This is a genomic window from Candidatus Rhabdochlamydia porcellionis, assembly GCF_015356815.2.
GTDB classification, from domain to species: Bacteria; Chlamydiota; Chlamydiia; order Chlamydiales; family Rhabdochlamydiaceae; genus Rhabdochlamydia; species Rhabdochlamydia porcellionis.
This window is the reverse complement of the sequence record NZ_CP075585.1, coordinates 996,335-1,017,521: the sequence shown is the minus strand read 5'-3', so window position 1 is coordinate 1,017,521 and position 21,187 is coordinate 996,335. Positions and strand designations below refer to the sequence as shown.

The following is a 21,187-nucleotide window of genomic DNA, read 5'->3' as shown; positions in this document are numbered from 1 at the left end:
AAATTTATTTGTTTTTTTAACTTAAGAGGATAAAATATGACAACAACTAACTTTCGATTACTTGATTTTCAATCAAGTGCTTGTATTCGTGATTGGTTAACACGAGTTGATACTCAATATGATAAAACAACACCAGAAAAAGTAAAAGAAGCTGATTATAACAGAGCTAAGGAAAGTTTAGGATTAGGGAATATAACGAATAACTATTTCTTTTCTTCAGGACGACCTGCATTTTACACACCTTTTCGATCTGCATCTAGAAGTTGGTTTTCTGGTGACACAACTACTAACTCACACAATACAACTTATGTCGATAACCGTATTTATGTACACGGTGCTCGAGCAGAATCATCTTCTGATTCTGAAGATGCTAAAGCGGCTACTAAAAAGAAAAAAACCAAAGAAGAAAAGGCGAATTGGAAAGGTATAGCTGCTATTGGTATTGTTTCGACTGCTGTGGCAGGAGTTTCCCTATTCGTTTATGCCAGGCTCTCTAAATCCGTAGAAGGAGCTAGAAACTATTTAGAAAATACTAAAAGAGTACAGCAATGGGCTCAAGGATTTGCATCTCAAACTACCTTGCATGCTCAAATAAATGAAATAGCTAACACACAATTAAAAATTGATCAGAGAGCTGTAGATAAAATAACAAATTATAAATATTCTATATTAACCAGCTTAGTTGGAACTCTTGCAATGGCTGCTGGTGGTATCACTATCCTTGCATCTGCACCAGCACTTGCTACGGCTGGAACAGCAGCGGTTGTTACAGGTGGAGTCTTGAATTCTATAGCTGTGATGTATGCAGCTTATAATTGTGGAATGCACTGGAGTGATAAAGAAGAAGGAAAGAAAGAATTTTCTGTAGTTAAGGAACAAGTTCAAGGCTTGATGGGGTTTTTTGAATCTCACGATGTTCTACGCGAACAACAGCCTGCTTATAACAATGACCTTTCAAATGGAGATCTTCCTCCTTCTTATGATGAATCTCAAGCCATATATCACCAAAGAACAAATCCCAGTAATATTTATCCTGATCTATCCGGATTTAAATTTGCTCCTTCTGCTCCTTCTTACGAATCATTATCAAAAGAAAATTATTAAAAATTAATTTTTCCTAAGTCATCAAACCATCGTGTGAGATGGTTTGATGACTTTTCATTTATCTTTATTTTAGAGAAAATCTACTCTTTAATTTCGTTTTAATTTTTCTACAGTGCTAATTACTAGCAGGTGCTTTAGAAGAAATGATATAACCTTGTTTAAGCTCTGCGCGATAGACAATCCAAAGCCCTATAGAAACAATGCTTGTTGATAAGAAGATAACCCAAGAAGGGGTTTCTCCTAAGAAAATCCAAGCATTTAAAGAAGCAAAGATAGGACTGAGCAGTCCTACGAAAGTAAGAAATGTAGCGGTGTATTTTTTTAAGAACATACCATAGAGGTTGTAGCAAATAAGGTTTGAGATTACGGTGATGAGAGCAACTCCTTTAATAAAAGAGGTGAAATGTAGAGGAGCAATGGGAAAAGGAGCCCCGGGTTCTATTAGATAAGAATGGATCAGGGCAAATAAGCCTCCAAAGAGCATACTTGTTCCATTAGCGACAAGGGGGGTAATTTCTTGTTCTTTTACCATGAGCCGAAGAAGGACCCATCCGTAAACGGAACTTAATGCTGCTCCCATAATGGCAAGTGTAGGCCAGGAGAAGAAACTAAAAGCATTTAAGAGCTCTTCAGAACCTGTTTGTGTGAATAAAACAGGAATAAAGCCAATAAATCCAATAAAAAGTCCTAGCCATTTGCGGGGATTCATTTTTTCATTGAAATGGATGTAGGAAAAAAGCGCAGCAAAAAACGGAGAGAGGCTATAGATAAAACAAGTTTTAGCAGCAGAAAGATATTGCAATCCCCAAAATTCTAAAGTATTGGTTAGATAGATGCTAAAGAAAGCAAGCAGCAAAATAGAGACAAATTGTCTTAAAGATAATTTTAATGAGGATCTTTTGGTAATTAGCAAAAAACTTAAGATGAGTACTGCTGCAAATAACATGCGAGAGGCTGTTAAAAAAAGAGGAGGAGAGTGCTCTAAAACAAGCTTTCCTAGAGAGAAAACGCTTGACCAAGCAGCGTACATCAAAGCAACAAAAAATACAGACATGGATACATTTTTATGTTTAAAAAGGTAAAAGGATACCAAGAAATAGGGATCTAGTCAATGACTAATGGCTAGTAATTAAACTTATTTTTAATTTTGTTTAGGTTGCATAGAGATGATTTTTTGTGTATTAAAATAAAAACAATAAAATAAGGTTTTATTACCTATATGAACAAAAAAATAAAAAGAATTGCAGTAACAGGAGCTGGGGGACAAATTGCTTATAGCTTGTTATTTCGGATTGCAGCGGGTGAGATGCTAGGGTTAGATCAACCGGTTGCTCTACATTTGTTAGAGCTGCATGAATTTCAAAAAACAGCAGAAGGCGTAGCTATGGAGTTGCAGGATTGTGCTTTTCCTTTGTTGCAAGAAGTTAGAATAGAATCCGATCCATTTAAAGTATTTGAAAACGTAGATTATGCGCTTTTAATTGGCGCTAAGCCGCGCGGACCTGGCATGGAAAGAAAAGATTTATTAGCAGAGAATGGAAAGATTTTCGTTACGCAAGGAAAGGTCTTAAATGAAGTAGCAAACCCTAAAGTGCTTGTTTTTGTTGTGGGAAACCCTTGTAACACCAATTGTCTAATTGCTATGCATCATGCTCCTAGAATCCCTAAAAGTCAGTTTTTTGCTATGACTGCCTTAGACCAAAACAGAGCGCAGGCCATTCTTGCCATTAAAGCGAATGTAGGAATTGCAGATGTTTCTCATGTAACGATTTGGGGAAATCACTCAGCAACACAGGTAGCTGATTTTTTGCACGCAAAAATTGGAAATAAACCTCTTTTAGAAGTAATTAAAGATCGCAAATGGTGTGAAAAAGAGTTTATTCCCTATGTACAGAAAAGAGGTGCTGAAGTCATAAAAGCTAGAGGAAAGTCCTCTGCTGCCTCAGCTGCTCATGCGGTTATTTGCTCTATAAGATCTTTAATGGGATTGGGTGAAGATTGGTTTTCTGCTGCTCTTTATTCTGATGCTAATCCTTATGGAATTGAAAAAGGATTGGTTTTTTCCTTTCCTTGCTATAGGACAGAAAAAGGGATAATAGAAATTGTGCCCGAATTATCTTGGGATCCTTTTTTAGAAAAGGCAATTAAACTGAGTGAAAAAGAGTTAAAAGAAGAAAGAGCGCTCATTGATCATTTACTTTAGTTCAAGGAAGCTATGTCTGAGGATATATTATTTACTATTACAAAAGAGCAGTTAGAAACGGGTTTGCGTGGATTTCCTGTAGGCTATTGTACTACATCACATGTTGATCCTCAAAAAGGGTTGTTTTATTTAGGAAAGCCCGTTACAGAACTATCTGCATGGCAACCAGAGGAGGTCATCTATCTTCTCTATCATGGTAAAGAAAGTAACAAACAAGAATTAGAAAAGTTTTCTGAAATGATTAAACAACGTAGTTGTTGTTCTCAGCAAGTGATTACCGCTATTGAGGTGCTGCCTCGACAAGGGCATCCCATGAAACTTTTTTGTATAGCTCTATTATTATTAGGGATGCATGAATCTACAGATAACTATGTAGATGATTGTTTAAATATGATTGCTAAAGTCCCTCATCTAGCCGCAGCTGTGATTAATCATCACGCGGGGTTTGGTAAAACGCCTAATCCTAGATTGGATTTAGGCTATATGGAAAACTTTTGCTATATGCTCCAAGTTCCTGATAAAAGAGAAAAAGAACTTGTTTCTGCTATGAATTTATTCAACATTTTACACTACGACCATGGAGGGGGAAACCTATCCACTTTTGTAGGTAAAGCAGTAGCTTCTGGATTGGAGGATATGTACGGATCTATTTGTGCGGCCATGTGTGCTTTAGAAGGACCACGCCACGGAAGAGCCAATCAGGATTGTTTAGAGTTTGTCAGAGGTGTGCTTACCGAATTAGGAGAAAAGGCAACTGCTAAACAAGTAGAAGAATTGATTCGTAAACGTTTAGTAGAAAAAAAACTAGTGTTTGGATTTGGGCATGCAGTATTACGAGTAGAAGATCCGCGTGCTACCCTGCAATACGATTTTGTGCAAAAGCATTACCCAGAGCATCCTTTGGTAAAAATCGCTTTGCTTTTGCGCACAGAAGGATCTAAAGTATTATTGGAAAATCCTAAGATTTCTGATCCTTATCCTAATGTAGACGCTATTTCAGGAACTATGCTGACAGCAGCTGGATTTGCTTACCCTGAATATTATACTGTTTTGTTTGGGCTTTCTAGATCTATTGGGATCGCCATGCAAATTGTCTATGAACGCACCGAAGCTAGAGGCGGTAAAGGTACACCCATTGTGAGACCTAAATATCTATATAAATCAAGAGCCTAATCGTAGAAGAAATGAGGCATTAAAAGCCCTGCATCGACATGAAAAATCAGACTTAATTTTTCAGCTATGGGCAGAGTAATCAACTTATGGCAATTTTCCATTCGAGAAATTGTTGATTGGCTTACAGATAATTCTTGAGCGAGTTGTTTTTGTGTCCATTTCTTAGCATGTCTTAATAGCTTGGTGGTTTGGCTTCTTTGCAAAGCTTCTTTTTTTCTAAGTTCTTGCATGTCATGAATGATTTCTGCACTAAGAGCTATAATTTGCGGCCTATATTTTTCTGCTAATTTGATTTTTGTATTATCGAAGATATTTAACTTAGTGCTACTTAATCTTGCTTTAAAATCAAAATAAGAGAAATTATACATTTTTTCTAAACGCTGCCTATTTCGTTGAGTGTAGGTTTCTGCAATTAGAAGAGATCGAAAAGCAGCCTCAAAATAAGAGGGTTTCTTTTTATAGCTAGATAAGATCTTATGTTTAACCAGATCTATTTTTCGCATAAGCTCTGCTTGTCCTAATTGTGCATCTCGAACTGCCTGATATCGGATCTGATAGATAATTTTTCGAGAAGGTTCGTCTAAAATCCTAATGCTAAGAAGAGCTTCTAACCATATAGAACGATTGTGGTTGAAACTCACTTGGGTAGATTCTAGCTCATATTTATATAAATTCAGTATTTTTCGATACATTAACTGAGTTACTGCTTTGTAGCTGAGCTTTACTTGATCAATACAGAGCTGAATAAAAAGCTCTAGTCCTTCTTCTGGATCAATTTCTCCTTGTGCTGCTGCATTAATCAACTGTAGGGTTTTATAACGTAATTTTTGATCACGAGAAGTTCCATCGATTTGTAGATCTACCATGTTTACCCAACGAGGCATATTGATTGTAGAATTCCAAAGACGATAAGAGTCAGTTCCTTTTAAAAAAATGCATCCTTTGGGGAGTTTTATTTTTTTTGCTTGGTGAAGTTTCCATTCTTCTAAATCGTATGCAAGCAAACAAGGAAGGGTACTGCTATGAGCAGCATTGCGTTCAAATTCCAAGCTTGCAAGATTCTGATCGGTGAGTATTACTTTTTTAGCAGAAGAGCCTTGAGATACTACATGTCCTATTTCAAAATGCAGTTTGGTTTGAAAACAACAAATAAGCTGTTGAAAAAAAAAAGCAATTCTTCTCGATACATGTTCACAAATAAGATCGCGGTATTTTTCGATAAGCTCTTCTAGCGAAGGAAGCAAAGTGCTAGCAGATGTATCTGCTTCAAGATGAGAAAAGAGGTTTTGAGAATCTCTAAAGACATGGTCTGTCAATGAAGGTGTTTCATTTAAGATAATAGGAAATTTCTCTCGAGAATTTTTTTTAGGAATAGGAGCTCCTTCTCAAATCAGGTATTTCTATGCTTTAAGTTAATCGATTCTTTAAAAAAAACAAAAACTTTATTGCTAATAATTGTTTTTCAGCCCGATAATCGCTTGCTAAAAATCGAACTTAAGGGACTTTTATGGTTGCCCAACTTTTAACTTATGCACAAGTGATCTCACCTAGATATGAAGAAGATTTAACCCTCGATTTCTTAAATCATAATGATCAGACAAGTGCTATTGACAAGATAGAAGAAGATACAAAACAAGAGCTAGCAGAATTTGAAGCTGAATATCAAAGAAGAAGAACTATTATTGAAAACAAAGGAAAAGCTCGAGTAGCTCGGATAAATTTGCTATATGAGAATACAATTCTTGTTGAAAATAACTCTCATAAAAATAGCTACCCAGCTCCAAAAGACTTTATGGCACTTGTTGAAGGACAGGTAGGAGTAATCAACTTTATCAAAGATCCAGCAATTTCAGGGCCTGCGGTAAAAACAGTTTTTACTGTGATAAAAGTAGCTTCCTATGCGTACATTGTTCCTGCTATGAAGGCAAAAGGCATTCAATTGATTAAAAATTATCTAAGTCAAGTTCCTGTAGTAGGGCTCACTCTAAGCGCTTCTTTAAACATGGGTCTAAGCATTATCAATCTTCCAAATGCTTTTGCTAAATGGGCTTGGGATCCCACAAAATATTGGGTTCAGTCTCGTGAAGTAGATTGTGACGGTTCTCTTGGTGATTATATTTTTAATGAAGATGGAACTCCAGAAATGTACGAAACTTCTAATCGAAAGCACACTAAATTCTTTGGGATTGTTATATCTGTAGCAGCCAGTCCTTTTATCGCACAAGGCATAATAGATAGAATAAATGAATTAAGATTGCTTCATCTTTCAAATCAAGATTGGGCAAGAACTTTTTTTTGTTCTTATTTTAAGTGGAAAGTAAAAAAACTAAGGGATATAGAAGCTCAGTATAGCATACCGGATATATTTCAAAATGATCCTATTTTAAACCAGCCAAAATATAAGTGTGCTAAATCAGGTCAGTTTTTAATTATTCCCTTTAAAACACCTTCTAATAGAGTTTTTCAATATAGTGTGATTGAAGATTGGCTACTATCTCATCATACATGTCCGGTTACGGAAGAAAATTTGCAAGCTAATCAACTGTCTTTTGATGCAACAACTTATGATGAAATAAGGTATAGGCTTCGATCTATAACGAGATAGCTCTATTTAACTAGATTTATAAAAACAATATAAGAATTATCATGTCTATACAACCTTTTTCTCAACCTAGAATTAAGTTTCTAGATCCTGTACGTTTTGATAGCCCATATCGACTTCCTATTTTTGCTATTACTATGTCATCTGGATTCTGGATAGGAAAGTATGCCGCTCGCTATGTACGAGACCATAATTTTCATCCATTAGCTCAATCCAATAGATCAGTGATGAGAAATGCTTACCGTATTTATAATTACCTTTTCCCAAGTGGTAGCGGTAGGAGATATTTTATGAAAGTGGCTCTATTAGATAATCTTTTAACTGCACTGCATATGGAAGTGCACTTACACACTATGCCTTATCCCATTCCAAGAGAAGGAAGCAATATAGAAGAAGTCATCCTATCGATTGCTCGGGTGTGTTTCTTAACGTATTGTATAGATAAGGTTCGTCAAATATTTTATAGAGTAATACGAATCTTTCCTTATGATATAACACAGGCTACTGCCATAGCTTTAGCTCCTACAGGCATTTATTCTATTACAGATCTTGATGAAGGGGGAATGGAACTTAGAAACTAAAACACTAAAAAAACCAATCAGGTTACGGAAGAAAATTTGCAAGCTAATCAACTGTTTTTTGATGCAACAACTTATGATGAAATAAGGTATAGGCTTCGATCTATAACGAGATAGCTCTATTTAACTAGATTTATAAAAACAATATAAGAATTATCATGTCTATACAACCTTTTTCTCAACCTAGAATTAAGTTTCTAGATCCTGTACGTTTTGATAGCCCATATCGACTTCCTATTTTTGCTATTACTATGTCATCTGGATTCTGGATAGGAAAGTATGTTGCTCGCTATTGCATACTATGTCTTATCCCATTCCAAGAGAAGGAAGCAATATAGAAGAAGTAATCCTATCAATTGCTCGGATGTGTTTCTTAGCGTATTGTATAGATAAGGTTCGTCAAATATTTTATAGAGTAGTACGAATCTTTCCTTATCCTATAGCACAGTCTCTTGCCATATCTTTAGCTCCTACAGGAGTTTATTCTGTTGTGGCTCTTGATGGAAGTAGGAGCATGGGATTTAGAAATTAAAACACTAAAAAGACCAAATGAATAACATTGATCTATTATTTCTTGTATCCGAGTTAGCTCGCTCTCCTATACAAGAACATCATGCAATCCTTACAAGTAGAACAGTATGGTTTGGAAGAATCATTAACTACTTTAAACCACAAAATGAAATAGATGTTCATTCAACAATTAATAAAGTACAGGATTTCATTAAAAAAGATCCCTCTGTATTAAAACAGCCGGCATTTATTAGAGATGTCATAGAATTCACTAATAAGCTAGACACTTATACTTTTTCTCATTTTGAAATTAATCAAAATTTTGAAAATGAGAAATGCCTTTCTTTTATTTTCTCTTTTGAGAGTTATATTTTAACTCATATTTCTGGCAATCAAACTAAAAACTTAGAGGTGATGCGCTCAATTCAAAGTAGATTAGTTCCAAACAATGTTATTTCTTATTTAATAAGTACTAACTTTAGCCAAAATATCACTTTAGCAACTGCTTGTTGTTCTTACATTGAAAAAGAGGAAACGACTGGATTAGTAAATCTAAAAGAATATTTAATGAAAAAGCCTGAAAAAATGCTGCATCTATTAAATGCAGGATGTTTGGCTAAAAGTAATTTTGTTATTAAAGTAGTTTGGGAAATCATTTATCTGAATAAAAACTTTAAAATTTTTAAAGAGGATAAGAAATTAACATTTGCACTTGATTATCTTGTTAATAAAGAAGAGTATAGTAACCAAGCTTTAATTGTAGGCAATGTACAAAATCCTCGAGCGGTTTTAGTAAATAGAGAAGTTTTAGTACAAAGAAATGCTTACTTTAACAGGCTTTTTCGAACAGATTTTGCAGAAAGATCTCAGCCTACTATTATACTTAAAGACCAAGATCGTACAATAAAGTTACAGAGCATAGATTACGAAGGGTTCTTATATTTGCTTCGGTATATTTATTCTGGTAGTGTCGATGTACCTTTAGAGCTTTGTTTAAGCGTTAGCCATTTAGCAGACATCTATTTAGAACCAGATTTAAAGAAGACATGCGATGAAAAGAAATGGAATCAAGCTATTCTTGGGCTCAAAAATATGAAGCTGGTAGGAAAATTTCAAAGTGTTAATTACGAAAAGTTCTTTTATTTTATTCATCATAGTTATACAGGGAAAACAGATGTAACCTCTGTTATTATGCTCCAAGGTCTAAACATAGAGAAATTACAAGGGCTTAATTATACAGAAATACTATATCTGCTTCATTACATCTACACTGGGGAAGCCGACATTCCCTTAGAGTTCTGTTTAACGGTTAGTCGTTTAGCAGATGCATACTCAGAGCCTGATTTAAAAAAAATATGTGATAAAAAGAAATGGAATCAAGCTACTTTTACCCTCAGAGACAAGGGCCTGTTAGGAAAATTTCAGGAAGCTAACTATGAAAGGTTTTTTTATTTGGTTCATGAAATTTATACAGGGCAAGTCAATATATCTTCTATTACCATGCTCAAAGAAATGAATCATATAGAGAAATTACAGGATATCAATTACAAGGAAATCTTATATTTGCTTCATTATCTTTATACTGAAGATAAGGATATTCCCTTAGAGCTCTGTTTAACGGTTAGTCGTTTAGCAGATGCATATTCAGAACCGGATTTAAAAAATGCTTGTGATCAAAAAATGTTACAAGGATTATGAGTTATTTACCTAAGTTAGATAGTAATGCTGAACTAAGCTATAGTAAGATTTTTTGCACTATGCTTGGGCTTTGGTGCGGTAGAAAAATAGCTTGCTATATACGTGATCATAATAGCAGTCAATGGACTCATGCAAATTACTCCTGTCTTAGAACGATGCAGCGCATATATGATTATGCTTTTCCAGCTTTTTCTAAAAAAGGTATTTTATAGAGGTTACCCTACCTGATAATCTAGCATTAGCATTTTGTATAACAACAAAGCCATACAAATCTATCCAAGAAAAAGAAAGTAAACTCATACAATTTATTATAGTAGTGTATATTTTTGTATTATCCTACTTTATAGGCTTGGTACGAAAAGTACTTGCCAAAAATTTGTCCTTTCTTGGTTTTATTGCTCCTACTGTTGATTATAGAAATGCAGATTGCTTTTTACTAAATCATGCACAAGAAAAGCCTTTTGTTGTTGATCTAGCATCTATTCCTTTAAAAATTACCCAATGCTTAAAATCTACAATAGACGTAGATATAGATTATTATCTATTGCGGTGTAGGTTGCAGGAAAATATTTTTTTATCTAGAATTTGCGCAGCTTATCTAGAAAAAAACTCAACTAAGCTTGAGAAATATTTAATAGGAAGCTCTGGAATAGCAGGTGCTAGAGAAGCCCTTTTTCTATTAAATCTAGGGTATTTAGCAAAAAATGATTTTGTTGTTAAGGCAGCTTGGAAAAATTTCTGTTTAAATAATCATTTTGAAGTTTTGCAAGCGCATAATCAATCTTATGCTATTGATTATCTTATTAATAAAGAAGAATATAGTAACCAAACTTTAGTTGTAGGTGATTTAGAAAAGCCACAGAAAATTTTAGTTAATAGAGAAATCTTAGTTCAAAAAAATCGTTATTTTAATAGACTTTTTCAGTCTAATTTTTTAGAAGCATCAGAAACTATTATTGTACTAAAAGATATAGGTTATACAGCAAAATTACAGGGTATTAACTATGAAGGGTTTTTATGCTTACTTCGCTGTATTATACGGGAAAAACCCATGTTCCCTTAGATCTTTGTCCGATTGTTAGTCATTTAGCAGATATGTATTTAGAACCCTATCTAAAAGACGCCTGCGACCACGCCATAAAAGAAGCTTTTAAAGCAAACTCAGCTTTTTTTTAATGAACTTAAAAGAACTTTATTCTTACCCCCATCTAGCAGTGAAATCCCAGATCGGAACTTCTAATTTTTTTTCTTCAATCTATAAAAAATAAGTGTTTTTAATAAAGAAAGTAATTTATGCATTTTTTATAAATTTTCATTTAAATAGTTGACGAAATTACAACAAAAGAAATAGAACGAAAAAATAGGTGAGTTAAGATTATTCTATGAATTTCAGGAAAAGAGGGAATTTATGTTAACATGGGCAGTCATATTTCTAATCATTGCGATTATAGCAGGATTTTTTGGGTTTAGAGGTGTCTCAGGCACGGCAACTACTATTGCTAAAGTGCTTTTCTTTATTTTTATCATACTATTTCTTATCTATTTAATCACAGGTTATGTAAACCGTTATTAAATAATGAAAGCACTTGGATGATGTTTCAGGTGCTAAATTTTATGTTAATCTTAAGTTTAATCCGAGAGCAATTACTAATGAGACAAGGGTATGCCATTTAGGATTGCCATTTTCTGATAGGGTTTTATAAAGGCTTTCTTCTAAGGCTGCGTTAAGATATGCGACAGCTTCGTCATAATCTTTTAACTTCTTGAGAAGCCATTCATGATAGTTTTTATTTTTTATCATATTTTTTCTCTCTAGATCGGTACTCTTTTAAGTATTCTTTTGTCTTGATGATATCCTTTGCCTAAAGTTTTGGAATCTCCAAAATTTCCTACTTCGAGACGGTCAAGGCGAATAAGAATTTTAGCACGAGTGTGTAATTCCCGAATATTTTCAAACCAATCATTGAAAGGACACCGAGTATCTTAAGGGATACATTTCAAACAAAGATTTTTTTTAAGAGATCAATAAGTCTTGAGTTTTGCAAAGGTTTTATAAATAATTTTTATTTTAGACCTAGTTAACATTCTAAAGGGATGCTATCATTTGTTTTATTTTACTACATTTTATCTATGAACTGGCATGATATAGAATTTTCTTTTAATAGAGCATTGCGACTGAGCTTTTCGATGAAGAAGTTATTGTTTGTATTTGTGGTGTTGTGGTGCTGTGGATTTGGCCTGCTTCTTTGTAGATCAATGGGGCTGCAAACACAAGACTGGCTGATGCTTAATTGGAATTTCCTGCCCTTTTTTGCTATAGGTATATTAGGGTTGTCTCTTGGAGTTTTGTTAATTCGTCTTTATCATGATGAAATTAAAGAGGGAAAAATAAACTATAGAAAAACTTTTTCTTTATCCAAAAGAGTGATGGTTGAAATTGCTTATCTAGGAATGCCTTTAATAATAGGGTATTTAATCCTATGGACAATTCTTGGCTTGTTCTACTTGATTAAAGCGCTACCTAAAATAGGTTGGGCATTAGGGGTTTTTTTATCATTTGGTCCTTTTTTATTATTTTTAAGTATGATTTTTTTAATTGTTCTGTTTTTGATCTTATTTTTCTTTTTAACACCAATTGTAGCTTTAAGACAATGTTTGCCAAAAGAATGGATTAAATACATGCTGAATAGAATAAGTCATTCTTTACTTACTAATTTTGTATTGTTTATCATCTCAGCCATTCCAGTAGGTTGTATTTTAGGACTGCTTATGATTTCTCTGAATATGACCCACGCATTCTACTTTTCATCAGCTAACCCCTTAGATTTGGTATTGATCATGCTACCAATTGCTGTTCTTTTGGCGCCGGGAGTGATATTCTTTTTTCAATTTGCTGCAGAATCACATATTTTAATGATGCAAAAAAGATAGCTATGCAGGTTGCAATTATAGGTTCTGGCTTTTCTGGATTAGCAGTGGCTTGGAATTTGCTAAATCTAAAGAATAAAGTAGTTGTATTTGATCCTTTTTTAGGAGGAGCATCAGTTGTAGCAGCAGGTTTACTTCACCCTTATGTAGGGGAAGAGGCGCGAAGGTCGCTTTTTGCAACCGAGGCCATGCAAAAGACAGAAGATTTGCTACACGTAGCAAAAAGAAGCTTAAAAAAAGAGATCTATAGAGAAGGTGTTATTCGCATTGTTCAAAATGAAAAACAAAGGAAAGCTTATAAGAATCACTGCGTGATTTTTAAAGATGTTATAGATTTAGGCAATGATCATTTCTTGATGAAATCGGGAAAAACGGTATTTTGTAAACGTTACCTACAAGGAATGCGCCTTGCTATTATAGAAAAAGGAGGACAATTTTTTGCAGAGAAAATTACAAGGCTAGAGCAACTAAAAACCTTTGATCAAATAGTTGTTGCAGCAGGAGCCTCTATTCATAACTTTCCAGAATTTGCGCAATTAAAATTGAAGTTTATCAAAGGACAGGTTCTCACTTGTAAAATTCCTCTACATTTACAAATAGAAAGAAGTCTTGTAGGCAAAGGCTATATAGCAACATCTCATAAGCCAGGGATCTGTCATGTTGGTGCGACGTATGAACGCCATGATTTAACAGAAACAGTGGATCTATTAAATACGCAAAAGTTGCTTTTTACTAAAGCCTCTAGTTTCTATCCAGATATTTGGCAGCTAAAATCTATAAACTGCTCTTCTGCTATAAGAGTGGTGCGTCAAGAACACTATCTTCCCATTGCAACAAAAGTCTCTAGTAAGGTGTGGGTAATTACAGCTATGGGATCTAGAGGATTACTATATCATGCTTATTTCGGAGAAAAATTGGCGCAGGCAATAGAGGGAATAACAACTCTTTCTTTTCAAGAACTAATGTATTACTTAAAATAGATCAACTATGAGCATACAAGCGCAATTTGTATTTATGGGAACCGGAGGATCTATGGGAACTCCTGTGATTGGTTGTCATTGTACGACATGTGATTCCCTTAATCAGTTAGATAAGCGGATGCGTCCTTCTGGTTTGATACAAGTATCGGATAAGAATTTTGTGATTGATGTAGGTCCTGATTTTCGTATGCAAGCTTTACGGTTAGGGATTGAAAAAATAAATGGTGTATTGATCTCTCATGCTCATTCAGATCACATTGCTGGATTGGATGATTTAAGAGCGTATTATTTTTTGCATAAATCTAAAACGCCTTGTTTGTTATCCGAGTTAACTTTTAAAGAATTAAAGCAACGCTATCCCTATTTATTCCAACCCACTGACAATAAAAAAAGTGTAACAGCTCAGCTCGATTTTTGTGTGCTTCCTCAAGAATTTGGCTCCATTTTTTTTCAAGGGATTCAATGGGCTTTCTTTTCTTATCTGCACGCAGGAATACAAGTAACGGGTTTTCGTGTAGGGAATTTTGCCTATGTGTCTGATATAAGGTATTACTCTAATCAAGTAATAGACATGCTAATTGGAGTAGAAACCCTTACGATAAGTGTGCATAAAAAAGAGGCTACAGAGGTGCACTTTGGGATAGAAGAAGCCATTGAATTCTCTATGCTTATAGGAGCTAAAAAAACGTATTTCACCCATTTATCTCATGATTTTGAACATGGTAAAATAAAGCTTCCTTCTGGATTTGAGCTTGCCTATGATGGTATGGTTATTTTTTTTACAATACCTAAAAAGGATATATATGACAATTGACCTAGCATCACTTGAGTTAAAAAATTTACATAGAGCGATTCTTGTAGGGGTTTATTCTCATAGCCAACAAAAAGGTTTTTGTATTGATTATTTAAGTGAGTTAGAACGTCTTTGTGACACCTATGGTTGGCAAGTTGTTGCTACATTTGCCTGCATGTTACGTAAAGTAGATGCTGCAACTTACTTAAGTAAAGGTAAAGTAGAAGAGCTAGCCCAAATGGTGATAGATTTAAACGCTGATGTAGTTGTATTTGATGATGAGATTAGTCCTCATCAACAGCGTAATTTAGAAAAGCAGTTAAAAAAATCTGTAATTGATCGCACAGAGTTAATTATTGAAGTGTTTGCACAAAGAGCACAAACTAGAGAAGCGCGTCTGCAAATTGAGCTTGCTAAAACAAGATATCAGATGCCTCGCTTGAAGCGTTTATGGACCCATCTTTCTCGTCAAAGTACTGGAGGTGGAGCTTATTTAAAAGGCGAAGGAGAAAAGCAGCTGGAAATTGATAGACGGATTCTACGGCGTCAAATCGGTTCGCTAAAGCAAGAAATCGACCAAGTAGCTAAGCAGCGCCATACGCAGAGAGGTTTGAGAATGCGCACGCAAATACCGACATTTGCCATAGTAGGTTATACAAATGTAGGTAAATCCACCCTTCTTAGAGCGCTAACGCAAGCTGATATTTTAGTAGAGGATAAGTTATTTGCAACTCTTGATACCACAACTCGTAAATTTGTTTTGCCTAATAAACAATCGATTTTATTAATCGATACTGTTGGATTCATTCGCAAGATTCCACATACACTCGTTGCAGCTTTTCGCAGTACACTAGAAGAGGCTATTCACACGGATATTTTATTGCATCTGATCGATGTAAGTCATCCAATGGCTTTTTCTCAAGCGGAGGAGACTCTAGTTGTTTTAAAAGAGCTCGGAGCTAAAGATAAACCAATTATTACCGTGTTGAATAAAATCGATCTATGTCCCAATTCTTCTACATTAGCCAAATTTCGGATTTTATATCAGAAAACTGTGCCTATTTGTGCTCAAACAGGAGAGGGCTTTGAACTCTTACTCGATAGCATGATGCGCGAAATTGCTCTTTTACGCAAAACAGTTCGAATCAAAATCCCACAAAGCCATTATGCGCTTGTTAGCGAATTGATGCGTTTAGGAAGGGTTCTTGAATGTGAGTATGAAGAAAATGATGTTATAATGAAATTAGAAATACCAGCTTCCTTAGAACATCGTCTGCAATCGTTTTTACTAGGCTAATCTATGACTTTAAAAGCAATTCCAGTAGAGGAGAGGCCAAGAGAGCGTTTATTACGAGATGGAATTGATTCTCTTTCTTTAGCAGAGCTCATAGCTATTGTTTTAAGCAGTGGAACGCGAGGCAAATCGGTTTTAAGTTTATCAGAAGAACTCATTATGCGATTTGGTAGTCTTGAATATCTTTTAGATGCTTCTGTAATTGAGCTTATGGAACTCAAAGGAATAGGACTTGCTAAAGCAATTCAGCTAAAAGCGGTTTTTGGTATTGCATTAAAATGTCGTCGCCCTCAGTCTTTAAAAAAATACTCTATTCAATCTGTGGAAGAGGCTTATCTTCTAGCAAAAGGAGAAATTGGTCATTATTCTCAAGAAATTTTATTAGTCATTCTGCGAGATGTGCGTGGGTTTTTAATTCACAGAGAACAGGTAGCGGTTGGAACGTTATCTCAGGTATTGATCCACCCAAGGGAAGTATTTTATCCTGCTGTGCGTTATAAGGCTCATAGTATGATTTTAGCTCATAATCACCCCAGTGGAGATCCCACTCCATCTCATGCTGATATTGAATTGACAAAAGTTCTTATGCAATCTGGCCAGATCATGGGTATTGAGATTGATGACCATTTGATTATAGGTAGAGATCGTTTTGTTTCTTTGAAAGAACAAGGTATTATGAATAGTTTTTCAAAATATTAATCTTTTTTAAAAGATCACTATCTTTTCTTTATTTCTATCTATTTTTAGGCTTATTTTAGTATAATTTTATCCACTATGAACCAGAAAAAAAAATTTAAAGTTGTCACTTTAGGCTGTCGTACTAATCAATACGAATCACAGGCTTATCAAGATCAATTGCTTACCTTAGGCTATAGAGAGGCCAAAGAAGCAGAGCAGGTAGATTTATGCATTGTGAATACTTGCACCGTTACAGAGTCAGCAGATAGCTCCAGCCGCTATCAAATTCGTCATTTACATCGCAAATACCCTGATGCAAAGATTGTTGTTACGGGATGCCTTGTGGAAAGCGCAAAAAAGGCCTTGCAGGCCATGGATGAGATAGATTGTGTTGTGCCCAATAAAGACAAGGAAAATCTTCTCTCTTATGTATTCCCAGAACAAGAGATGCCGGAATTTAAAATCTGTCAATTTGAAGCCCGTACCCGAGCCTTTGTTAAAGTCCAAGATGGATGTAATTCCTTTTGCACGTATTGTATCATTCCTTATGTACGAGGACGTTCTCGTTCTCGAGATATAACAGAGATTTTGCAAGAGGTAAAGGGATTAATTGCCAATGGATATAAAGAAATTGTTTTAACAGGGATTAATATTGGTGATTTTGAGTCTAAGCAAATTCGTTTAGCAGATCTGGTTAAGCAAGTAGATGCAATAGAAGGAATACAAAGGCTACGTATTTCTTCGATTGATCCCGATGAAGTAGATGAGGATTTAGCAGATGCTGTTTTACGCTCAAAGCACACCTGTGCTTCTATGCATGTTGTTCTACAATCAGGATCAAATACCATTTTAAAACGCATGAATCGTAAATATACCAGAGAGGTTTTTCTAGAAACAATAGATAGATTACGCAAAGCAAACCCTGATTTTACCTTTACAACCGATATCATAGTTGGTTTCCCAGGTGAAAGCGAACTAGATTTTCAAGATACGCTAGCTGTGATGGATTACGTACGTTTTGCAAAAGTACATATGTTTCCCTATAGTCCACGCCCACGGACAAGAGCAGCTCTTTATCCCAACCGAGTAGATCCAGCAGTTGTTAGCATAAGAAAACAACAGGTTTTGCGCTTAGCAGAAGAACATGCGTATTTTTTAAGAGAAAAATATGTGGGATCTATTCTTCCTGTATTAATAGAGAAAGCAGAAGATGTCTCCAGTGGCCATACAGAAAATTTTCTGCAAGTAATTAGTCAAGATAAAGGTCTTAAATCTAATGATCTTGTAGAGATGCAACTATATGAAAACACTCCTGAAGGTCTCTTGGGAAGGATTGTATGAATATCACTATTGCGCATCGTATGCGTCCTTTCTCTCATAAAATGGGGAGTATTTTTCTTTTACCTAATAGCCATTTTAAAGTAGAGCTATTTCCCACTCTATTGCGATTTATTGATTTAGAGAATCGTATAGAGCCCATAGAAATACGTCTTTTTATTAGAGGACCTATTCATTCATTTACAGCGGAGTTGGATTTAGAAATCGGTTCAATTTGTGTGTTTGGTAGGACTTTAGATGGATATATGCGTTATTCTCTTTTCTATAAAGATTCAGAATTACTACTGCTTTGTGAAAAAACCTCTTCTATTTTGCAATTGCAATACGGATCCACATTATCGCAGTTAAAACCAAAACAAGCATTGGCTATTCCTGTGCCATTGTTATTAAAAGAATCCCAAGGCCTGCGAGAAAGATTACACTTAGGTGTTCATAAAGCCCAAGATTGGGAATTGATGCAAAGACGATTTAATCTACAAGAACTATTTCCTTTTTGGCTTGCTCTTGCGCAATGGGTTTCTCCTATTGCTTATGAAGATAATGATCAAGGAATGTTCTCTCTCATTCATAAATGCCAGACTGCCATTGAAAAAAAAGAAAAACTACAAATCATCAATTGCTTTAAAAATGTATTCTTAGCCGCTTTTGAAGGGGTGTTTGTTCCTCGCTTGTTTGATAGTGATTATCAAGGCATCCTTGATGTAGAAGATAAGGTATTACCTGCAACAGCTCTTCTTTTACAAAGTGCTAAACTACTAAGAAGGCTCTTTTTTGTAGAAGAGGAGCACTTCTTTTCCATTTTACCTTGTGTTCCTCCCGAACTACACTGTGGTAGAATTATTCAACTGCAAACGACAAAGTTAGATCGGATAGATATAGAATGGTCTAAGAAAAGACTGCGTCGCATGTTTATTCAGACAAGTAATACAAGACCTATTGTATGTCAGCTTCCTAAGGACATTTCGAGTTGTCGTTTAAGAGTACACAAAAAAGATCAGGGACAAAAACTGCAAGTGACAAAAGAGGGGATTTTGCAAATCCCCTCTTTTGCTCACTTAAAAGTTTGGTTAGACTGTTTTGAAAAGAGTTGATTACATATTACTGATTACTTCATTCCCGAGGAGGCTGGCTTGAATAGGACCATCTGTCTGGAAATCTTTAAGAGGAGCTAGTGTTTTCTGAGGAGATTTCTTTATGGTATAGTGATTTGAATTTAAAAATTCCATTAACTACACACTTGTAAAAAAGATTGATCAATAGCTTCTGCAAGGTTTGAATATCAGGTTAAGGCTTCTTTTACTCTTTTCTTAAAATGTGCCCAAAACTTTTCGATAGGATTCAAATCAGGAGAATAGGGAGGCAAAAATAATACTTCGCATCTAGCTCTTTTAATGATTTCTAAACTCTCTTTGGACTTATGAAAACTCGCATTATCCAAAATAACTACTTGTCCAGGTTTTAGCTCAGGGATGAGTATTTGTTCGAGCCACATGTTAAACAACTGGGTATTACATGTTCCTGTATAACAAAAGGGTGCTAAAATATTTGATCGATTCTTAACTGCTATAAAACTTTCTCTGTGATAACGATTTCCTGATACAGACCATACGCTTTTTCCCCTCTGGGTGCTCTCGCATTCTTCCTTTGAAGATATTCATTAATCCCACTTTCATCGACATAAACTCGATCTTCTTCAGCAATTTCCTCTACTCTCTTTTCTCATCATCTCTTTCTTGATAGAAGGGCGTCTTTTTTTTAAAGTAATCTTTAGTCTTTTACATGCATAAAAAACCGCAGTTTTAATCGATTTTTTTTGTCACTTAGAATAGAAGGTCTATTATCTTGTGTTTCTCCAAGGGCTACACTATGGTAGATTGATTCAGTTAGATCGGATAGATATAGAATGGTCTAAGAAAAGACTGCGTCGCATGTTTATTCAGATAAGTAATACAAGACCTATTGTAAGCTCAGCTACTTGGGATATTTCAAGTTGTCGTTTAAAAGTACACAAAAAAGATCAGGACAAAAGCTGCAAGTGACAAAAGAGGGGATTTTGTAAATCCCGCTCTTACTCACTTAAAAGCTTGGGTTAGACTGTTTTGAAAAGTGAACGGTTTAGCTATAACTAGTAGTTTAAATGATAGAAAGAAGCTTTTTGTTTTTTAGGTAAAGGTTTTTCTATAAAGCTAGAAGAGCTTTCTTCAACAGTAAGTTTACGCTTAGCAATTCTTTTGCTTCTACGAAGACTATAAGGATTTTTAGTAAGGTTTTTGCCATTTTGCATATCTTCCATAGACGCATTTTTTATTGGTTTTGCGTAAGCGTGCTCAGTAATAATAGAGTTGTTAGTATTTGAGGTTTTCAGAATTACATCCTTTGTGTTCAAAAAATTATAGTTTATAGCTAAAGTAGCTTTTTCTTGAGACGAGCAGCATGGATTATGATGTAGGTTATATGCAACTTTCTCTTTAAGAGGTGCTATAGGTTTTGGTGTTTCTTTTTGTTCTTCATCTTGCTCGGCACAATGTAGTAAAAATTCAAATTCAATATCTCCTTTATTAATAAAATTTACTAAAGGTGAGAAGTCAATAGAAGTATAGAAGATCTTACTGATTTTATTAATCCCAATTTTAACCTCTTTCAACTCAAATGATAATTCAGATTTATGTAAAATAGAATCTTGAAAATTTTTAATAGCGGATACAGAAGATTGTAAAACATGTTTTTCTTGAATAAGCATAATAATAACCTTTTAAACTTTTTAATGCATTCCATACAATATATGTCGTTTTATAATTACAGTTAATTTGCATTAATTATTTTAATTAAATTTATAACTCACATTAAGCGAAATGTAGTAGGAAAAAAGGTATGCTCAAGTATGATGAGGTTAGATTTTTATCAAGAAAAAATCTATTTTTCTCTTTGTTTCTTATTGGCATGGAATACTATTCTTGAATGGAAAGTATTGTTTTTGGTAATCACTGAGATGTTATTTATTGCATCATAAAGAATTGAGCACAAGAAGAAAGCTTTTTTTCATCCTCTTCTTAAAAAAAGAGGCTCTCATTTTTCAATGAGATTCGAACCAGGAGAGAAATGTTTTTTTCTTAAATCATTGATTGATTCCTCTCTGATTCAATAAGTAATTTATTTCTAATCATCAGTTTTATTATAAGTATTTTTCTTTTTTAGAAACTCTACGCTTCCTCTTTATTTCTGTAGATATAACAGGTTATTAACACTGTCGTTTCAATAAAAAGAATGCTTTCACATATTCCTTAATATTCTTTGATAAAATAAAACAT

27 protein-coding genes are annotated in these 21,187 nt (G+C 34.6%); 20 read left to right on the top strand and 7 right to left on the bottom strand.

The features are described from left to right. The first annotated feature begins 36 nt into the window (after positions 1-36). Positions 37-1,104, top strand: coding sequence for a hypothetical protein (locus RHAB15C_RS04705; RefSeq protein ID WP_194845100.1), 1,068 nt, complete (start codon positions 37-39; stop codon positions 1,102-1,104). A gap of 115 nt (positions 1,105-1,219) precedes the next feature. On the opposite strand, the gene RHAB15C_RS04700 is transcribed toward RHAB15C_RS04705, so the two are convergent. Beyond that, complete coding sequence (locus RHAB15C_RS04700) at positions 1,220-2,158, bottom strand: DMT family transporter (RefSeq protein ID WP_194845099.1); 939 nt, start codon at positions 2,156-2,158, stop codon at positions 1,220-1,222. A gap of 165 nt (positions 2,159-2,323) precedes the next feature. Between RHAB15C_RS04700 and RHAB15C_RS04695 the strand changes: the two genes are divergently transcribed. Then, a complete protein-coding gene (locus RHAB15C_RS04695; protein WP_194845098.1) occupies positions 2,324-3,307 on the top strand; it encodes a malate dehydrogenase in 984 nt (327 codons plus the stop codon). 12 nt (positions 3,308-3,319) lie between these two features. Next, positions 3,320-4,480: a citrate (Si)-synthase gene (locus RHAB15C_RS04690; protein ID WP_194845097.1), complete on the top strand. Its 1,161-nt coding sequence runs from the start codon at positions 3,320-3,322 to the stop codon at positions 4,478-4,480. Here the strand turns inward: RHAB15C_RS04690 and RHAB15C_RS04685 are convergent. Continuing rightward, positions 4,477-5,796: a helix-turn-helix domain-containing protein gene (locus tag RHAB15C_RS04685; protein ID WP_194845096.1), complete on the bottom strand. Its 1,320-nt coding sequence runs from the start codon at positions 5,794-5,796 to the stop codon at positions 4,477-4,479. The two genes, RHAB15C_RS04690 and RHAB15C_RS04685, sit on opposite strands and share 4 nt — an antisense overlap. Before the next feature lie 191 nt (positions 5,797-5,987). Here RHAB15C_RS04685 and RHAB15C_RS04680 point away from each other — a divergent pair, with 191 nt between their 5' ends. From RHAB15C_RS04680 to RHAB15C_RS04640, 9 genes are all read left to right on the top strand, one after another. After that, positions 5,988-7,085 (top strand): U-box domain-containing protein, encoded by a 1,098-nt coding sequence (locus tag RHAB15C_RS04680; RefSeq protein WP_194845095.1) that lies wholly within the window; start codon positions 5,988-5,990, stop codon positions 7,083-7,085. 41 nt (positions 7,086-7,126) lie between these two features. Continuing rightward, entirely contained in the window at positions 7,127-7,663 is a 537-nt protein-coding gene (locus RHAB15C_RS04675) for a hypothetical protein (RefSeq protein WP_194845094.1), read from the top strand. 155 nt (positions 7,664-7,818) lie between these two features. After that, on the top strand, positions 7,819-7,998 hold the full coding sequence (locus RHAB15C_RS04670; RefSeq protein ID WP_194845093.1) for a hypothetical protein: 180 nt from the start codon (positions 7,819-7,821) through the stop codon (positions 7,996-7,998). After that, the gene (locus RHAB15C_RS04665) at positions 7,962-8,192 is read left to right on the top strand and encodes a hypothetical protein (RefSeq protein ID WP_194845092.1); all 231 of its coding nucleotides are present in this window, start codon (positions 7,962-7,964) and stop codon (positions 8,190-8,192) included. The genes RHAB15C_RS04670 and RHAB15C_RS04665 overlap by 37 nt, the downstream gene beginning before the upstream one ends. A 17-nt stretch (positions 8,193-8,209) precedes the next feature. Next, on the top strand, positions 8,210-9,868 hold the full coding sequence (locus tag RHAB15C_RS04660) for a BTB/POZ domain-containing protein (RefSeq protein ID WP_194845091.1): 1,659 nt from the start codon (positions 8,210-8,212) through the stop codon (positions 9,866-9,868). Continuing rightward, a complete protein-coding gene (locus tag RHAB15C_RS04655) occupies positions 9,865-10,080 on the top strand; it encodes a hypothetical protein (protein ID WP_194845090.1) in 216 nt (71 codons plus the stop codon). Before RHAB15C_RS04660 ends, RHAB15C_RS04655 begins: the two co-directional genes overlap by 4 nt. Positions 10,081-10,244: 164 nt before the next feature. Continuing rightward, positions 10,245-10,931 (top strand): BTB/POZ domain-containing protein, encoded by a 687-nt coding sequence (locus tag RHAB15C_RS04650; RefSeq protein WP_194845089.1) that lies wholly within the window; start codon positions 10,245-10,247, stop codon positions 10,929-10,931. Beyond that, the gene (locus tag RHAB15C_RS04645) at positions 10,886-11,044 is read left to right on the top strand and encodes a BTB/POZ domain-containing protein (RefSeq protein ID WP_194845088.1); all 159 of its coding nucleotides are present in this window, start codon (positions 10,886-10,888) and stop codon (positions 11,042-11,044) included. Before RHAB15C_RS04650 ends, RHAB15C_RS04645 begins: the two co-directional genes overlap by 46 nt. Before the next feature lie 232 nt (positions 11,045-11,276). Beyond that, a complete protein-coding gene (locus tag RHAB15C_RS04640; RefSeq protein WP_194845087.1) occupies positions 11,277-11,441 on the top strand; it encodes a DUF1328 domain-containing protein in 165 nt (54 codons plus the stop codon). A 39-nt stretch (positions 11,442-11,480) separates the two neighbouring features. Here the strand turns inward: RHAB15C_RS04640 and RHAB15C_RS04635 are convergent, their stop codons facing one another. Then, the gene (locus RHAB15C_RS04635) at positions 11,481-11,669 is read right to left on the bottom strand and encodes a helix-turn-helix domain-containing transcriptional regulator (RefSeq protein ID WP_194845086.1); all 189 of its coding nucleotides are present in this window, start codon (positions 11,667-11,669) and stop codon (positions 11,481-11,483) included. Positions 11,670-12,055: 386 nt separating this feature from the next. Between RHAB15C_RS04635 and RHAB15C_RS04630 the strand changes: the two genes are divergently transcribed. The 7 genes from RHAB15C_RS04630 (at position 12,056) to RHAB15C_RS04600 (ending at position 18,970) form a co-directional block, all read left to right on the top strand. After that, on the top strand, positions 12,056-12,799 hold the full coding sequence (locus tag RHAB15C_RS04630; protein ID WP_194845085.1) for a hypothetical protein: 744 nt from the start codon (positions 12,056-12,058) through the stop codon (positions 12,797-12,799). Between the two features lie 2 nt (positions 12,800-12,801). Then, complete coding sequence (locus tag RHAB15C_RS04625) at positions 12,802-13,776, top strand: NAD(P)/FAD-dependent oxidoreductase (RefSeq protein WP_194845084.1); 975 nt, start codon at positions 12,802-12,804, stop codon at positions 13,774-13,776. Between the two features lie 7 nt (positions 13,777-13,783). Beyond that, a complete protein-coding gene (locus RHAB15C_RS04620; protein ID WP_194845083.1) occupies positions 13,784-14,590 on the top strand; it encodes an MBL fold metallo-hydrolase in 807 nt (268 codons plus the stop codon). Beyond that, positions 14,580-15,866: a GTPase HflX gene (gene hflX / locus RHAB15C_RS04615; protein ID WP_194845082.1), complete on the top strand. Its 1,287-nt coding sequence runs from the start codon at positions 14,580-14,582 to the stop codon at positions 15,864-15,866. Before RHAB15C_RS04620 ends, hflX begins: the two co-directional genes overlap by 11 nt. A 3-nt stretch (positions 15,867-15,869) precedes the next feature. Next, entirely contained in the window at positions 15,870-16,562 is a 693-nt protein-coding gene (radC, locus tag RHAB15C_RS04610; RefSeq protein WP_194845081.1) for a RadC family protein, read from the top strand. A 75-nt stretch (positions 16,563-16,637) separates the two neighbouring features. Next, positions 16,638-17,882: a tRNA (N(6)-L-threonylcarbamoyladenosine(37)-C(2))-methylthiotransferase MtaB gene (gene mtaB / locus RHAB15C_RS04605; protein WP_194845080.1), complete on the top strand. Its 1,245-nt coding sequence runs from the start codon at positions 16,638-16,640 to the stop codon at positions 17,880-17,882. Further along, a complete protein-coding gene (locus RHAB15C_RS04600; RefSeq protein ID WP_194845079.1) occupies positions 17,879-18,970 on the top strand; it encodes a hypothetical protein in 1,092 nt (363 codons plus the stop codon). Before mtaB ends, RHAB15C_RS04600 begins: the two co-directional genes overlap by 4 nt. Positions 18,971-19,158: 188 nt before the next feature. Here the strand turns inward: RHAB15C_RS04600 and RHAB15C_RS04595 are convergent, their stop codons facing one another. The 3 genes from RHAB15C_RS04595 to RHAB15C_RS07455 are packed head-to-tail and all read right to left on the bottom strand — an operon-like array spanning position 19,159 to position 19,683. After that, entirely contained in the window at positions 19,159-19,446 is a 288-nt protein-coding gene (locus tag RHAB15C_RS04595; RefSeq protein WP_338140403.1) for a transposase, read from the bottom strand. Continuing rightward, on the bottom strand, positions 19,436-19,579 hold the full coding sequence (locus RHAB15C_RS07265; protein ID WP_246587532.1) for a hypothetical protein: 144 nt from the start codon (positions 19,577-19,579) through the stop codon (positions 19,436-19,438). Before RHAB15C_RS07265 ends, RHAB15C_RS04595 begins: the two co-directional genes overlap by 11 nt. Then, a complete protein-coding gene (locus tag RHAB15C_RS07455; RefSeq protein WP_194845358.1) occupies positions 19,573-19,683 on the bottom strand; it encodes an IS630 transposase-related protein in 111 nt (36 codons plus the stop codon). Before RHAB15C_RS07455 ends, RHAB15C_RS07265 begins: the two co-directional genes overlap by 7 nt. Positions 19,684-19,723: 40 nt before the next feature. On the opposite strand from RHAB15C_RS07455, the gene RHAB15C_RS04585 reads away from it, so the two are divergent. After that, a complete protein-coding gene (locus RHAB15C_RS04585) occupies positions 19,724-19,918 on the top strand; it encodes a hypothetical protein (protein WP_194845311.1) in 195 nt (64 codons plus the stop codon). 86 nt (positions 19,919-20,004) lie between these two features. On the opposite strand, the gene RHAB15C_RS04580 is transcribed toward RHAB15C_RS04585, so the two are convergent. Then, a complete protein-coding gene (locus RHAB15C_RS04580) occupies positions 20,005-20,619 on the bottom strand; it encodes a hypothetical protein (RefSeq protein WP_194845312.1) in 615 nt (204 codons plus the stop codon). Positions 20,620-21,187 lie beyond the last annotated feature (568 nt).